General features: G+C 61.4%; 7 protein-coding genes. 4 read left to right on the top strand and 3 right to left on the bottom strand.

Features of this window, described 5'->3' with window-relative positions; genetic code table 11:
• Positions 1-124: 124 nt before the first annotated feature.
• The 3 genes from AC1MEK_RS28670 (at position 125) to AC1MEK_RS28660 (ending at position 4,548) form a co-directional block, all read left to right on the top strand.
• Positions 125-1,141: a class I SAM-dependent rRNA methyltransferase gene (locus AC1MEK_RS28670; RefSeq protein WP_480399629.1), complete on the top strand. Its 1,017-nt coding sequence runs from the start codon at positions 125-127 to the stop codon at positions 1,139-1,141.
• Positions 1,142-1,252: 111 nt separating this feature from the next.
• Positions 1,253-4,231, top strand: a complete 2,979-nt coding sequence (locus tag AC1MEK_RS28665; protein WP_480399628.1) for a DUF748 domain-containing protein — start codon at positions 1,253-1,255, stop codon at positions 4,229-4,231.
• Positions 4,232-4,245: 14 nt separating this feature from the next.
• Positions 4,246-4,548, top strand: coding sequence for a DUF2845 domain-containing protein (locus AC1MEK_RS28660; protein ID WP_480399627.1), 303 nt, complete (start codon positions 4,246-4,248; stop codon positions 4,546-4,548).
• 130 nt (positions 4,549-4,678) lie between these two features.
• Here AC1MEK_RS28660 and AC1MEK_RS28655 read toward each other — a convergent pair whose 3' ends face one another.
• From AC1MEK_RS28655 to AC1MEK_RS28645, 3 genes are read right to left on the bottom strand one after another with little or no spacing between them, the layout of a single operon-like run.
• Complete coding sequence (locus AC1MEK_RS28655) at positions 4,679-6,052, bottom strand: HlyD family type I secretion periplasmic adaptor subunit (RefSeq protein ID WP_480399626.1); 1,374 nt, start codon at positions 6,050-6,052, stop codon at positions 4,679-4,681.
• A complete protein-coding gene (locus AC1MEK_RS28650; protein ID WP_480399659.1) occupies positions 6,042-8,189 on the bottom strand; it encodes a type I secretion system permease/ATPase in 2,148 nt (715 codons plus the stop codon). Before AC1MEK_RS28650 ends, AC1MEK_RS28655 begins: the two co-directional genes overlap by 11 nt.
• 52 nt (positions 8,190-8,241) lie before the next feature.
• Complete coding sequence (locus AC1MEK_RS28645) at positions 8,242-9,591, bottom strand: TolC family outer membrane protein (RefSeq protein ID WP_480399625.1); 1,350 nt, start codon at positions 9,589-9,591, stop codon at positions 8,242-8,244.
• A gap of 402 nt (positions 9,592-9,993) precedes the next feature.
• On the opposite strand from AC1MEK_RS28645, the gene AC1MEK_RS28640 reads away from it, so the two are divergent.
• Positions 9,994-15,693: retention module-containing protein (locus AC1MEK_RS28640; RefSeq protein WP_480399624.1), on the top strand; the 5,700-nt coding region annotated here is incomplete at its 3' end.

Raw genomic sequence — 15,693 nt, 5'->3', positions numbered from 1 at the left:
ATTTAACATCGTGGTTTCTGGCAGAACGCATTCGCCAGCAAGCCGGCTCCCACAGGTTCGGCGTTACCACAGAGACTCTTGCTGTTAGAATTGCCCGCCTCATTCCCGCACCAAGGCGCTGCGCATGTCTTCGTTGAATCAGGCGCTCGGCGTCGCCCTCGATAACCGTCAATCCCTTCTCGCTCAATTGCACGCTCAGGGCACCGATTGCTATCGCCTGTTCCACGGCAGCCAGGAAGGCGCCGGCGGGTTGACCATCGACCGCTACGGCCCGCAGTTGCTGGTGCAGAGTTTCCACAACACGCTGGACCGCGATTCGCTGCTGGCCGCCCACGCGCTGATCAATGCCCGCCTGGGCCTGGAGTTGCTGCTGGTCTACAACGACCGCTCCCAGGGCAATTCGCGCATTGATCGCAGCGACGCCATCTATAAAGCCGAAGACGCTGCGCTGGAAGACCTGGTCGGCCACGAGTGGGGTCTGAATTACCGGGTGCGCGGCCGCCATGCCGGACAGGACCCGCTGCTGTTCCTGGACCTGCGCAATGCCCGCGGCTGGATGAAGGATCACGCCAAAGGCAAGAGCGTGCTCAACCTGTTCGCCTACACCTGCGGCGTGGGCCTGGCGGCTGCGGCCGGTGGTGCCCGCGAGGTGTGCAACCTGGATTTCGCCGAGGGCAATCTGGCGGTGGGCCGGGAAAACGGTGAGCTGAACCCGCAACTGCCGACAATGCAGTTCGTCCAGTCGGACTATTTCCCGGCCATTCGCCAGTTGGCCGGCCTGCCGATCGCTTCACGCCGCGGGCAGAAACTGCCGAGTTACCCGCGCCTCGAACAACGCCAGTTCGACCTCGTGCTGCTCGACCCACCGGCCTGGGCCAAGAGCGCCTTCGGCACCGTCGACCTGTTGCGTGATTACCAGAGCCTGCTCAAACCGGCGCTGCTGAGCACGGCAGACAACGGCGTGCTGATCTGCTGCAACAATCTGGCAAAGGTCGCCATGGAAGACTGGCGCGATCAGGTGCTGCGCTGCGCCAGCAAGATCGGGCGTCCGGTCCGCGACTGCCAGGTGCTTACACCGGGCGCCGACTTTCCGTCACTGGACCAACAGCCGCCGCTCAAGACCTTGATCTTGCAACTCTGATGACTGGCTAGCCGCAAGGAAATTTCCTACAAGCTTCTAGGACGCTGCCTCAGGAACCAGATTGGCGTGCCATACTCAAAGGCACCTCCTATCGAGAGAGTTGGCGACTACATGCCCAAAGGATTGAAACGCGTCATTGCCGCCTTGCTGGCCGTCTTCGCCATTTACAGCATGCTGGGCTTCTTCATTCTGCCCGGCATCGCGCTGCGGGTGATCAATCAGCAACTGGCCAACTACTCGACCGAGCCTGCGAAGCTCGAACGCCTGGAACTGAACCCCTACACCCTGGAAGTGACGCTGTGGGGCCTGAGCATCGGTGCCCCAGGCAAGGAACAGATCGGCTTCGAGCGCCTGTACGCCAACCTGCAGATCGACAGCCTGTGGACCAAGGCCCTGCACCTGGCCGCCGTGCACTTGGACAAACCCAAGACCCAAGTGCTGTTTTCCAAGGACGGCAAGCTCAATCTCGCCGGCCTGTTCAAACTGCCGCCCAGCGAGCCGGCCAAGCCTGACGAGCCCCCGAGCAAACCCTTCCCGCTGCGTATCGACGACATCAGACTGGCCGACGGCTACGTGCACTTTCAGGACTTGCGCCCCAGCGAGCCCATCGAATTCCTTTACGACGCGCTGAATTTCGACCTGAAAAACCTCAGCACCCTGCCCGAAGACAACGCCGACATGACGCTGGTGGCCGCAGGCCCGGCCGGTGGGCAGATCGACTGGGTGGGCCGCATTAGCCTGGTGCCGATCTCGTCCGAAGGCACGCTGAAAGTCACCGATGGCCAGATGAAAGCCTGGTGGCCCTATGTGCGTGACGCACTGCCGCTGGTGCTCAAGGAAGGCGTGCTCAGCCTCGACACCCACTACAAACTCAATCTGGCCAAGGAAACCGAACTGTTGCTGGACAAGACGTCCATCAAGGTCGCGCCCTTCGCCATCGATGCGCCGGACGGCCGGCCGCTGGTGCGCCTGAAGAATCTGGAAGTCAGCGACACCTCGGTAGACTTGGCCAAACAATTGGTAACGGTCGGCAAGATCCGCAGTCAGGGCCTGGAAACCTGGGCCGCGCGGGAAGCCGATGGCGAGCTGGACTGGCAGAAACTGTTCGCCAGCCAGCCGGCGAAAATCGAACAGAAAAAAGCTGAAGCCGAAAAGCAGCAACCGGCGACTGCGACCGGTGCTGAAGCCACGGCGAGCACCCAGAACGCAGCGCCGAGCAAGCCTTGGCAAGTGCTGCTGAGAGACACTCAATTGAGGGACTATCGCATCCATTTGGCGGACAAGGCCCCCAAAGAGCCGGTTGCGCTGGAGGTCGGCCCCCTCAATCTCGACATGACCGACTTCGACAGCCTCAACACGTCGCCTTTCAACATCAAGCTCGACACTGGCCTGGGCAAACAGGGCAAGGTCACCGCCGAGGGCCAGGTCAACCTCGCGCCGGTGTGGGCCAGGCTCAACGTCACCACCCGCGACATCGACCTGCGCGTGGCGCAGTCCTACGTCACACCGTTCATTCGCCTGGAAGTGCGCAGCGGCATGCTCAACACCGACCTGGCGGTGGACCTGAAAAGCACCGAGCCGCTGGCGCTGGGGATCACCGGCAAGGCGCAGGTCGACCAATTGCATACACTCGATACCCTCAAATCGAGGGATTTCGTCAAATGGCAGCGCCTGAACGTCGATGGCCTGAATTTCCAGCTCGGCGACAGCCTGAGCATCGCCACCGTCAACCTGGAGCAGCCTTACGCACGCTTCGTGATCGCCGACGACCGCACCACCAACATCGACGATCTGCTGATCCCGCAGCCGGCTGACGGTGCGCCTGCCGGTAACACTGCAGGCAAAGCCCCGGCCCAGGCGAAGACCGCACAGAGTGCAAGCAAGCCGATGGGCATCCGCATCGGCCAGATCAACATCAACAACGGCTCGGCCAACTTCGCCGACTTCAGCCTGACACCCAACTTCGCCACCGCCATTCAACAGCTCAACGGGACCATCGGCACGCTGGACAACCGCCAGGACAAACCCGCGCCGGTGAACATCAACGGCAAGGTCGACCGCTATGCACCGGTCACCATCAAAGGCGCGCTCAACCCGTTCAACCCGCTGGCGAGCCTGGACATCGCCACCAGCTTCAAACGCGTCGAACTCACCACGCTGACGCCCTACTCCGGCAAGTTCGCCGGCTACCGAATTCGCAAGGGCCGGCTGAATCTGGACCTGCATTACCTGATCACCAAAGGCCAGCTAAAAGCCGAGAACAAGGTGGTGGTCGAGCAACTGCAGCTGGGTGAGAAAGTCGACAGCCCGGATGCGGTGAACTTGCCGCTGAAACTGGCGATCGCGCTGCTCAAGGATGTCGACGGCAAGATTTCCATCGAGCTGCCGGTGACCGGCGACTTGAATAACCCGCAGTTCAGCGTCATGCCGATTGTCTGGCAGACCCTGCGCAATCTGATCGTCAAGGCGGCAGCCGCGCCGTTCAAACTGATTGGCGGGCTGGTCAGCGGCGGCGGTTCGGAAGATCTGGGCACCGTGGCCTTCGCGCCGGGTTCGGACGAGTTGAGCGGCGAGGCACAGGCGTCACTGGACAAACTGGCGCAAGCGCTGCAAAAACGCCCGACCCTGCGCCTGGAAATCGAAGGCACCAGCGCCGAGGCCAGCGATGGCCCGCTGATCGCGCAGCAACGGCTGGAGCGCGAGTACCAGAGCACCTACTACAAGATTTTGCAGCGCCGCGGCGACAAGGTCCCGGCCCAGGCCGGCGACCTGAAGGTGCCTGACGATGAAAAAGGCCCGATGCTGGACGGCATCTATCGCACCCGCCTCAAACAGCAGCCACCGGCCGAGTGGGTCGACCTGGGCAAGGAAGAGCGCCAGAACAAACTGCGCGAAGCGGTGCTCAAGTCCTGGAGCTCCAGCGCCCTGCTGTTGCGGCAGTTGGGTCAGGCGCGGGCGGGCAGTATCAAGGACTATCTGGTGGACAAGGGACAATTGGCCGATGACCGGGTCTATTTCGTGGATGCCACGCTTGGCCAACCGGAAAAAGACGGCCGCGTCATCAGCCCCCTGCATCTGGACAGTGAGTAACGACATTGAAAAGCGTGTTAACAAGAGCCGCAGCGTTGATCGGCCTCGCCGCGCTGAGCGGCCTGACTCAAGCGGATACCCTGCGTTGTGGCAGCCAGTTGATCAGCGCCGGCGACCGGATGTTCGAAGTGCAGCAGAAATGCGGCCAGCCGATCAGCCAGGACATCATCGGTTACAAGGAAACGGTGAACCACTTCCGCCAGGTCGATCAGGTGCAGGTCCAGGAATGGATCTACGGCCCGAACAACGGGATGTATCAGTACCTGAGGTTCGAGGGCGGGCGGTTGATCAGGATCGACAGCAAGCGCGGACGGTGAATCAGTTCGTACACGCCTTGTGGGAGCCGGCTTGCTGGCGAATGCGGTGTGTCATTCAACGTTGTGTTGTCTGACCTGACGCATTCGCCAGCAAGCCGGCTCCCACAGGTTTGGTATTTGCCTTAAGCGATCAGCGCTCGTGCAACGCCTCGGCACGGGCCTTGAGCACCGGCTTGAGCAGGTAGCTCAGGATGCTCTTCTTGCCGGTGATGATGTCCACCGACGCAACCATCCCCGGAATGATCAGCAGCGGATGCTCATCGGTACCCAGGTGGCTGCGGTCGGTGCGCAGCTTGATCACGTAGAAGGTGTTCTTCTTCTCTTCATCCTGAATGGTGTCGGCGCCGATCTGTTCCAGCTTGCCCTTGAGGCCACCGTAAATGGTGTAGTCGTAGGCCGTGAACTTGATCATCGCTTCCTGGCCCGGGTGCAGGAACGCGATGTCCTGCGGGCGAATGCGCGCTTCGACCAGCAGGGTGTCGTCCAGCGGCACGATCTCGGCGATGTCACTGCCCGGCTGGATCACGCCGCCCACGGTGTTGACCAGCATCTGCTTGACGATACCGCGCACCGGCGAGGTGACCATGGTGCGGTTGACCCGGTCTTCCAGGCCCTTGGCCGTGGACTGCGCCTTAGCCAGGTTGGTGCGGGCTTCGTTCAACTGGGTCAACGCATCGCTGCGGAATTTGCCCTTGGTTTCATCGATCTTGCGCTGCACTTCGGCGATGGCCGCCTGCGCACGCGGAATGGCCAGTGTGGTGCCGTCCATCTGACCACGGGTTTCGACTTCCGAGCGTTTCAGACGCAGGATGTCCACCGGCGAAACCGCGCCCTGAGCCACCAGCGGCTCGGACATGCCGATCTCCTGACGCAGCAGGTTCAGGCTGTTGCGGTACTGCTCCTGCTTGGAGCCGAACTCGCGCAGCTCTTGCTGGCGCTGGATCAGTTGCTGCTGCAGGCCACCGACTTCATCCACCAGTTGCTGGCGACGGCTCTGATAAAGAGACTCTTCGTTGGCCGCCTGCTTGGGCGCTGACTTGCGGGCGTCGGCGCTGATGTTCAGCGGACGATCATCGACCTCGGCGCTCAGGCGCTCTACGCGCAGTTCCATGGCCACGCGGTCGGCTTCGGTTTCGCCGACGTTGGAGGCAAAACGGGTGTCGTCCAGACGAATCAGCGGCGCGCCAGCCTCGACGATCTCGCCGTCACGGGCATAGATCTGCGCGACGATACCGCCTTCAAGGTTCTGGATCTTCTGGATCTTGGTCGACGGAATCGCCTTGCCCTCGCCCTTGGTCACCTCGTCGATGATCGCGAAGTTGGCCCAGAGCACCAGGAACACGAAAAACAGAATCACCGACCAGATGGTGATCCGCACGATACGCGGTGCATCGTCGACCAGCGCCTTTTTGACTTCAGGCATCGGCTGGCCATCGAGCGATGGCGAGCCCTTGAAGTAGCCGAACAGACCACCGCCGGAATTTGGACCCGATTTAAGCAACACTGATCTGCCCCTTCTTCAACGCTTCCATCACGGCGGCTTTCGGACCGTCGGCAAGAATCTGGCCACGGTCGATCACCAGCAGGCGGTCGACCAGAGAGAGCAACGAGGCCCGGTGGGTCACAAGAATCACGGTCTTTTTCTCGATCACGGCTTGCAGACGCTGCTTGAGGCGTTCTTCACCGGTGTTGTCCATGGCGCTGGTCGGTTCGTCCAGCAGCAGAATCGGCGGGTTGAGCAACAGCGCCCGGGCCAGGGCAACGTTCTGACGCTGGCCGCCGGAGAGGTTCTGGCCGCGCTCGCCGACTTGCAGGTCGTAACCCATCGGGTGCAGACGGGCGAATTCGTGCACGCCTGCCAGCTCCGCCGCCTGCAGCACGGTTTCGTCATCCACGTAGCGCGCGCCGGACACCAGGTTGTCACGCAGGGTGCCGGCCAGCAGCTGGATGTCCTGGGCGACGTAACCGATGTTGTGGCGCAGTTCGCTGACGTCGATCTGGCGGATGTCCACGCCGTCGACCAGAAGCGAGCCTTCATCCTGCTGATACAGGCCTACCAACAGCTTGGCCAGCGAACTCTTGCCCGAGCCGCTGCGGCCGATGATGCCGATCTTCTCGCCCGGACGAACGATCAGATTGATGTTCTTCAGCGCCAGGTTTTCCTGGTTCGGGTAGGTGAAGTCGACATTGCGGAATTCCATCGCGCCTTGCAGCACCTGACGGCTGAGCGGGCGTTCTTCGAAGTTGCGCTCTTGCGGCAGCTCCATCATCTGGTCGACCGAAACCATGGTCACCTTGGCCTGCTGATATCGGGTCAACAGACCCGACAGCTGCGCCAGCGGGCCCAGTGCGCGGCCGCTGAGCATGTAGCAGGCCACCAGGCCGCCCATGCTGAGGTTGCCGTCGATGATCATGTACACGCCGAAGCAGATCATCGCCACGCCGGCCAGCTGCTGGATCAGCAGGGTCAGGTTCATGGCCAGGCCAGACAGAATCTTGACTCGCAGCTCCAGGCGGCTGAGGGTGCCGATGGTGTGTTCCCAGTGATACTGGCGCTCGCTCTCGGCGTTATTGACCTTCACCGCGTCGAGGCCAGCGAGGGTTTCGATCAGGCTCGACTGACGCTCGGCGCCCAGCGCCATGGTGCGCTCAAGGGTTGCAGTCAGTGGTTTTTGCAGCCAATGGCCAATGCCCAGCGCCAGCGGGAAGGCGACGATCGGAATCCAGACGAGATGCCCACCCAAGAGCGCGATCACCAGCAGGATGATCACGGTGAACGGCAAATCGATCAGGCTGGTCAGGGTCAGCGACGTCAGAAAGTCGCGCATGCCCTGGAATTCATGGATGTTCTGGGCGTAGCTGCCCACGCGCGCCGGGCGAAACTTCATTGCCATCCCGACGATGCGCTCGAACAGGGTCGCGGAAATGATCAGGTCGGTCTTCTTGCCGGCCAGGTCCAGGCACAGGCTGCGCAGGCCCTTGAGCAAGAGGTCGAACAGGTAGGCGCCGCAGATACCGGCCGCCAGCACCCACAAGGTTGCCGTGGCCTGGTTGGGCACGACGCGGTCATAGACGTTCATGACGAACAGCGGTGCAGCGAGGGCGATCAGGTTGATCACGAAACTGGCCGCGATCGCATCGGCGTACAGCCAGCGCGACAGCTTGAGGGTGTCCTTGAACCAGGAGCGCGCGCGGGGAATCAGCGAGCCCAGGGTCACGTCATATTTGTGTTGCGGTTGGGCAAAGAACACTTTGCCGCTGAAATCCTTGAGCAGTGCTTCACGCTCGACCCGCACTTCGCCGCCGTCGCTTTCGCTGATCAGCAGGCGTGCGGTGTCACCGTCCCAGCCCAGCAGAACGGCGCAACGCCCTTCCTTAAGAAGCAGCATGGCAGGCAGGGCGATGTCGGGGATCTGCTCGAGCTTGCGCACCAGCAGACGCCCCTGCAAACCGGCGCGAGCCGCTGCACGAGGCAGCAGGTCGGCGCTCAGGCGCTGGTCGGGCAACGGCAGGCCGGTGCTCAACATCGCCCGGCTCGCCGGTTTTTGATGCAAGGCGCAGAGTGTCAGCAAACCATCAAGCAATGGATCATCATGCTGGCTTCGTGGGTCATGACCTAATTGGGCAGAAGTCGATTCCAAATCCACGCTGACACTCTCTTTTCAATATGAAGAAAACCGATTCTGTCAAAAATCAGTTCATGCCCGGCAGTTTCACTGTCGGTTTAATATCATTCTGCACAACCGATGCCAGCGGAGCCACTACGCCCTGGCTTTTCAGCAGGGTGCCGATGTCAGCCTGAATGCGGTACTGGGTGTAGGTTTTCAGGCTCTGCAGCTGCACCAGACGCTGTTGCGCGGTGAACAATTCGTTCTCGCTGTCCAGCAGGTCGAGCAGAGTACGCTCTCCGAGGCTGAATTGCTGCTGATACGACGTACGGACGCTGGTGGCCCGATCAACGTACTGCTGCGCGATCGGCACTTGCTGCGATGCGTTGTTGTAGGCGTTCCAGGCCAGGCCCAGTTCTTCGTTCAGTTGACGCAGGGCGTTGTTGCGGATGTCCAGCGCTTGGGAGGCCAGGTACGACTTGGAGGTCAGGTCAGCCTTGTTGCTGCCGCCGGCATACAGGTTGAACTGCATGCGCACCATCGCTTCCCAGCCGTTGTTGTGGCCTTCGTCGCCACCGACGTTGTTGTCGGCATTGCGGCCCAGGTCGAAGTCGAAACGTGGGTAGAACGAGGATTTGGCAGCGTCGTACTGCTTCTCGGCAGCGGCAATGTCCGATTCGGCCGAACGCAGCACAGGGCTGTTCTCAAGCATCTGGCGGCGCGCTTCCTGCAGATCGGCCGGCATCAGCGCGAACGGGGCGGGTTTTTCCAGTTGATCAGGCACGACGCCCACGGCACTGGCGAAGTTGGTTTCAGCGTCCGCGAGGTTAGTCTGCTCGGTGATCAGGTTGTTTTGTGCCTGTGCCAGACGTGCATCGGCCTGGTCCATATCTGCCATTCGTCCGACACCGCGGCTGGTGCGCAACTTGATCTGGTCGTAGATACGTTCATGACTTTTCAGGTTTTCCTGCGCCAGGCGAACCATCTCGCGCTGGGTAAGAACATCGATATAGACCTGCGCAACTGTCAGCGCGGTGCGCTCGGAAGTATTGAGCAAAGAGTAGCCACGGGAGTTGGCGGTGGCCTGTTGACGGCCAACTTCGTTACTTGTGGCGAAACCGTCGAATAGCATTTGACGCAAACGGATGGCAGACTCGCCGCGGTTCAGCGTCTGCCAGTGATCGTTGCCGCCCTGCGCACGAGTGGTTGGCGTGTCCGAACCCGCTCTGCCGTAACCTGCCGTCACATCGACGCGAGGCAGGTATCCGCCCTTGGCTGCACGCACCGCATAGTCCTGTGCAATGCGGGCGTTGACGCCTGCCTGCACCTCAGGATGCACGTCCATGGCCTTCTGCATGGCTTCTGGCAGGGTTTGTGCCTGCACGAAACCGACGGAGAGAACGAAAGGTACAGCGGAGAGGAGTTGCACTCGCATTTTGTTTACTTCCCGAGAACGTACTTGTTCGAAAACGCAGCATTCACTGCTGCGCAGCATGAGAGTCATGAAGGAGATCGGCGGCGTCACGCTGTTCTGAAGGGCATCTGGGAGCGAACAACACAAATACGCGATCTCAGAAAATATCAATGTGACATTACGAAAGCGATTGTTTAGGATGGCGCGTAATAGGTCAATAGTTTGGCATAAAGTTAATGCCCGACCTTGAAAATAGCAGTTAATAAATTGACGTCAAATATTTAACAATAATTAAATCAAACGCTTATTTAATTGACGTCAAAGTTTTGAAGTTTGTGAACACCCCAATACGAATCGGCATCCCTAAGTGACCAGTCGGCATGACGGATCCCAACTGAACGGTAAACTCGGAGAGTCACCCCCATGAGCAGTGTTGTTGCCATCGTCAAAAGCATTGTTGGCCAAGTAGTCGCAGTCTCCCCGGAAGGGATTCGTCGTGTACTGATCGAGGGTGACCGGCTCTTAGCCGGCGAGCAGGTGCTGACCGGGCCGGAAGGCTCCGTCACCCTGCAACTGCCGGACGGCCGTCAACTGGACATGGGCCGTGACAGCCAGTGGAGCTCGGAAACCCCGACCTCCACCACCAACGTCGCCGAAGCCGCCGCACAGGCCGCACCGTCGGTTGCCGAGCTGCAACAAGCCATCGCTGCGGGCGCCGACCCGACCAAAGACCTGGAGGCGACCGCTGCCGGTAACGCCACCGGCACCTCCGCAGATGGCGGCGCTGCCGGCGGCGGCCACAGCGTGGTGATGCTGACCGAGACCGCTGACGTGGTTAACCCGAACATCGGCTTCAACACCGCAGGCCTTGGCAACAACGCCACCGCCGGCATCGAGGAAGACGCGGCCGTTCCGCAGCGCGAATCGACGCTGACGCTGACCGCCACCCCGACCCTGACCGAAGCCGGCGGCGCGCTGGTGTACACCGCCACTGTCACCCAGGCACCGCTGAGCGACCTGACCATCACCCTGTCCAACGGATCGGTGATCACCATCGCCGCCGGCCAGACCACCGGTTCGGTCACCGTGCAGATTCCGAACGGCAACACGCCGTACATCGATGCCCATGACATCACCACCACCATCACCGGTACCACCGGCGGTGCAGGCCTGGTCATCACCACCAACCCGGCGCCGGCAACGACCACCATCACCGACACTATCGACACCACCACGGCCAGCATCACCGGCAGCACCCAGGTGACCGAAGGCCAGTCGGCGACCTACACCATCAGCCTGAGCAACCCGGCGCAGACTGAAGTCACCATCAACCTGACCTACAGCGGCACCGCCGCCAACGGCAGTGACTACACCCAAGTGGTCAGCGTGAAGATCCCGGCCGGTTCCAGCAGCGTCACCTTCGACCTGGCCACCATCAACGACACCATTCCGGAAGGCGTCGAGAACGTCACCGTATCGATCGGCGCCATCACCGGCGGCAACTTCGAAAACGTCGTGGTCAGCAGCACCAACGGCAGCGTCACCACCACCATCATCGACAACGATGCCCTGCCAGTGGTCGACCTGAACGGCAGCGCCGCCGGCGTGAACAACGAAGCGACCTTCACCGAAGGCCAGACTGGCGTATCGATCGCCCCTAACATCAGCGTCAGCGACGTCGACAGCCCAACCCTGCAAGGCGCCAAGGTCACCCTGACCAACGCCCAGGCTGATGACACCCTGGTCGTCGGCAGCCCAAACCCGGCCATCACCGTGACCACCGCTGTGGTCAACGGCCAGATCGTCCTGACCCTGACCGGCAACGCCACCGCGGCGCAGTACGAAGCCGTGATCAAATCGATCACCTTCAGCAACAGCAGCCAGAACCCGAGCGTCGTCGACCGCACCATCACTGTGACCGTCAACGATGGGCAGAATGACTCTGTGCCGGTGACCAGCACCGTGCACGTGACTGCTGTAAACGACGCGCCGGTCGTGTCCTTCGACAGCCCGACCTACACCGAAAACGGCGCACCTCAAGCGCTGGTCGCCAACCTGCAGATCACTGACGTCGACGGTGACACCTTAAGCGGTGCGAAGATCACGCTGACCGGCATCCAGGCCGAAGACCTGATCGTCTCCCAGTACTACAAGGGCGGCACCGAAGGCACGACCGACCTGGGCATCAGCTACAAGCTGAGCAACGCCCCGGACGGCAGCATCATCATCGAGCTGAGCGGCAACGCTTCGATCGCCGACTACACCAAACTGATCAACTCGATCACCTACGCCAACAACAGTGACAACCCGAGCGTCACCCCACGCGGCGTGACCATCGAAGTGACTGACGTCGATGCCCACGGCACCAACAACCAGGCTGGCAGCCACACCGGCGAAATCGACATCATTGCGGTCAACGACGCACCGGTCGTGGCTCCGGCCACAGGTTCGGGCAATGAAGACGGCATGATCGAAATCAAGCTGACCGGCAGCGATGTCGACGGCACCATTTCGCACTTCAACCTGGTCGACATGGCCGCCCACGGCAAGTTCTACGCCGACGCCGCCGGCACTCAGGAACTGACCAGCGCCAGCGACATCGCAGCCGCCAACAACAGCGCGACGATCTACTTCAAGCCTGACAAGGACTGGAGCGGCGACACCAACTTCACCTACACCGCGACCGACAACCAGGGCCTGCCAGCGACCACGCCTGCGACCGGCACCATCACCGTCGCGCCGGTCACCGACACTCCGTTCCTGGCGCTGGTTGGCGACCAGACCGTTGCCTCGCTCACCGTCAACGGCGCAAACACCAGCGTGATCGGCAACATCGGCAGCGGCGCCTGGCACACCGACAATAACGGCGGCACCGTCGAAATCAGCGCACCGGGCACCTACGGCGTGGCCACTGACCCGCGCAACTCGCAGGTCATCGAGCTGGAACGCGACAATGGTGATCCGAGCAACCTGTACACCAACATCGCCGTCAAAGACGGCGCGACCTACACCATCTCGGTCGACTACTCGCCTCGTGACATCGCGCTGAATAACTCGGCCATCAATGTCTACTGGGGTGACACGCTGATCGGCACGCTGAACGCCAGCCAGACCGGCATGCAGACCTACACCTTCCAGGTGCCGGTTACCGCCGATGGCACTGCCAAGCTTGAATTCAAGGCCGTGGACAGCAACTCCACGGGCGGTGTGATCAACAATATCAGCGTCACCGAGCACCTGAACACCGGCCTTGAAGACAAAGGCATCCTGCTGTCGACCATCCAGGCCCACGCCACCGACATCGACGGCTCCGAAGACTCGAGCCTGAAACTGGCCATGAAAGGCCTGCCTGTCGGCTCGACCCTGACCGACGGCGTTCACACCTTCACCGCGACCGTTGGCAACACCTCGACCGACATCACCGGCTGGGACCTGAGCAAACTCAAGTTCACTGCGCCGTCCAACGTCAGTGGCGATATTCAGCTGACCGTGACCGCAACCGCACAGGACGGCACCGCTGCGCCTGCCAGTCAGGACCTGAGCTTCGTCGTTCACGTCATCGCCGTGGCCGACGCGCCAATCCTGACCGTGACGTCGGCCACTGGCGCCGAGGACTCGGCCATTCATCTGACCATTGCTCCGGCGCTGGTCGACACCGATGGTTCGGAAAGCCTGACCACCACCGTTTCCGGCATCCCGCTGGGCGCCGTACTGACCGATGGCACCCACAGCTACACCTCGATTCCCGGCGGCGACGGCGCAGTCGTCATCAATGGCTGGGACCTGTCCAAACTGACCATCACCCCGCCGAAAGACTTCAATGGCCAGATCAACCTGGTGGTGACAGCCACCTCGACTGAAGCCAGCAACGGTCAGACAGCGACCACCACTCAGCCGCTTGCGGTCACCGTGACGCCTGTCAACGACGCTCCGGTACTGGACCTGAACTCCAAGGACGGCGCGACCGAAACCGGCTACAGCCTGAGCTACACCGAGAACGGCAGCGGCATCAGCATCGCGGGCAAGAATGTCTCGATCACCGACGTCGACAACGCCACGATCAAGAGCGCGACCGTCACCCTGACCAACGCTCAGGCCGGTGACGTGCTGGCCGCCAGCAACAAATTCGGCATCTCGGTGCAGATCGTCAACAGCACCGACGCCAACGGCAACAAGACCATTACGGTCAATCTGACCGGCGAGGCGAGCAAAGCCCAGTACGAGGCGATGATCGAGTCGATCACCTATCGCAACACCAGCGATAACCCGAGCACCGTCGATCGTCAGATCACTGTGCAGGTGAATGACGGCCAGTCCGAGAACAACCTGTCCAACGTCGCGACCAGCACCATCAAGGTCATTGCCGTCAACGATGCGCCGACCTTGGATATGCATGGCTTCGGCAACGTCACACTGGCCGCTTACTTCGAGAATGCAGTGCCGGTCAAACTGATGCCGGGCATCACCCTCAGCGATCCGGACAGCCCGAATCTCGAAAGTGCCAGGGTTTCCATCACCAACGCCAAGCCTGGCGACGCACTGGCTTTCGATACTGGCACCACCGGCATCGTGGTCACTTCGCAAACCGTCGGAGGCCAACTGGTCTACACCCTCACCGGGACCGCAACCCAGGCGCAGTATGAAGCCGTGCTGAAGTCGGCGACCTTCGTCAGCGAAGGCGATGATCCGGTTGGCGGCATTCGTCTGGTCAACGTGACCGTGAACGACGGCGAATTGAACTCCTCGGCAGGCTCCGTCCTCGTCACCGTAACCCCGATCAACGACGCGCCAGTGGTCGGGCTGGACAACGGCTCTGCCAACTACAACACCAGCTTTACCGAGAACGGCACAGGCGTCAGCGTCGCTGGCAAGGTCAGCATCACTGACCCGGACGACACCCGCGTACAGAGCGCAACCGTCACCCTGACCAACGCCCAGAAAGGCGACGTGCTGGCGATCGCCAACAAATACGGCCTGACGGTCAAGATCGACAACGACATCGCGCACAACAAGATCACGGTCACCCTGACCGGCAGCGCCACTGCCGATACCTATCAGAAAGCCATTCAGGCCATCACCTACAGCAACACCAGTGATGACCCGAGCACCGTGCCGCGCACCATCACCGTGACCGTCAGCGACGGCCATCTGATCAATGGCACCTCGAACACCAGCACCTCGACTATCAATGTCATTGCGGTCAACGACGCGCCGGAAGTCGGCTTCAAGAACAGCACCTACACCGAGAACGGCGAGCCTGTCGCCATCGCCCAGGGCGTTCACCTGAGCGATGTGGACAACTCCACTCTGCAGGGCGCAACGATCACGTTGACTCACCTGCAAGCGACAGACGTCTTCGGTTCGAACATGGCCAATCCGGACGGCACCACCACGATCGCCGGTGTGACTTACACCCTGCAAGGTTCGGCCGCCAGCGGCACGCTGGTCATCACCCTCACCGGCACCGCCAGCGTTGCCGATTACCAGGCGCTGATTCAGTCGATCAAATTCGCCGCCGTCACTGAAGACCCGAGCGTGACCCCGCGCGGCGTGGAAATCAGCGTGACCGACACCGGCCTGAAAGGCGATGGCGTGGGCGCAGAAACCTCGGTGGTCGCCAAGGGCGAGATCGGCGTGGTCGCCGTCAACGACGCACCCGTTGTCACTTTCGGCAGCATCGAGTACACCGAAAACGGCGCAGCGACTCCTCTGGTCAAAGACTTCAACGTGACCGATGTCGACAGCACCCAACTGAGCGGCGCGAAGATCACCCTCACCGGCTTCCTGGCCGAAGACGTGATCGTCTCCAAGTACTACAAGGGCGGCACCGAAGGCACCACCGATCTGGGGATCCGCTACCAGCTGAGCAACGACAGCAACGGCAACATCGTCATCGAGCTGACCGGCAAGGCCTCGATCGATGCTTATAAAGAGCTGATCAACTCGATCACCTACCAGAACAGCAGCGAAAACCCGAGCACCGCCACCCGCGGCGTGAGCGTGTCGGTCACTGACGTCGATGCCAACGGCACCCACAACCAGACCGTAGTCAACAACAGCCAAGTGACCGTCATCCCGGTCAACGACGCGCCGATCATCGGCCACACCGGTACTGGCACCCAG

Source organism: Pseudomonas sp. 2, assembly GCF_056627435.1.
The sequence above is the reverse complement of the archived record's forward strand: the minus strand, read 5'-3'. Positions and strand labels throughout refer to the sequence as shown.

What these genes read in the sequence shown, in the direction of transcription:
- AC1MEK_RS28670 (WP_480399629.1), top strand. Translation starts at nt 125, where the DNA reads ATGTCTTCGTTGAATCAGGCGCTCGGCGTCGCCCTCGATAACCGTCAA.
- AC1MEK_RS28665 (WP_480399628.1), top strand. Translation starts at nt 1,253, where the DNA reads ATGCCCAAAGGATTGAAACGCGTCATTGCCGCCTTGCTGGCCGTCTTC.
- AC1MEK_RS28645 (WP_480399625.1), bottom strand. Translation starts at nt 9,591, where the DNA reads ATGCGAGTGCAACTCCTCTCCGCTGTACCTTTCGTTCTCTCCGTCGGT.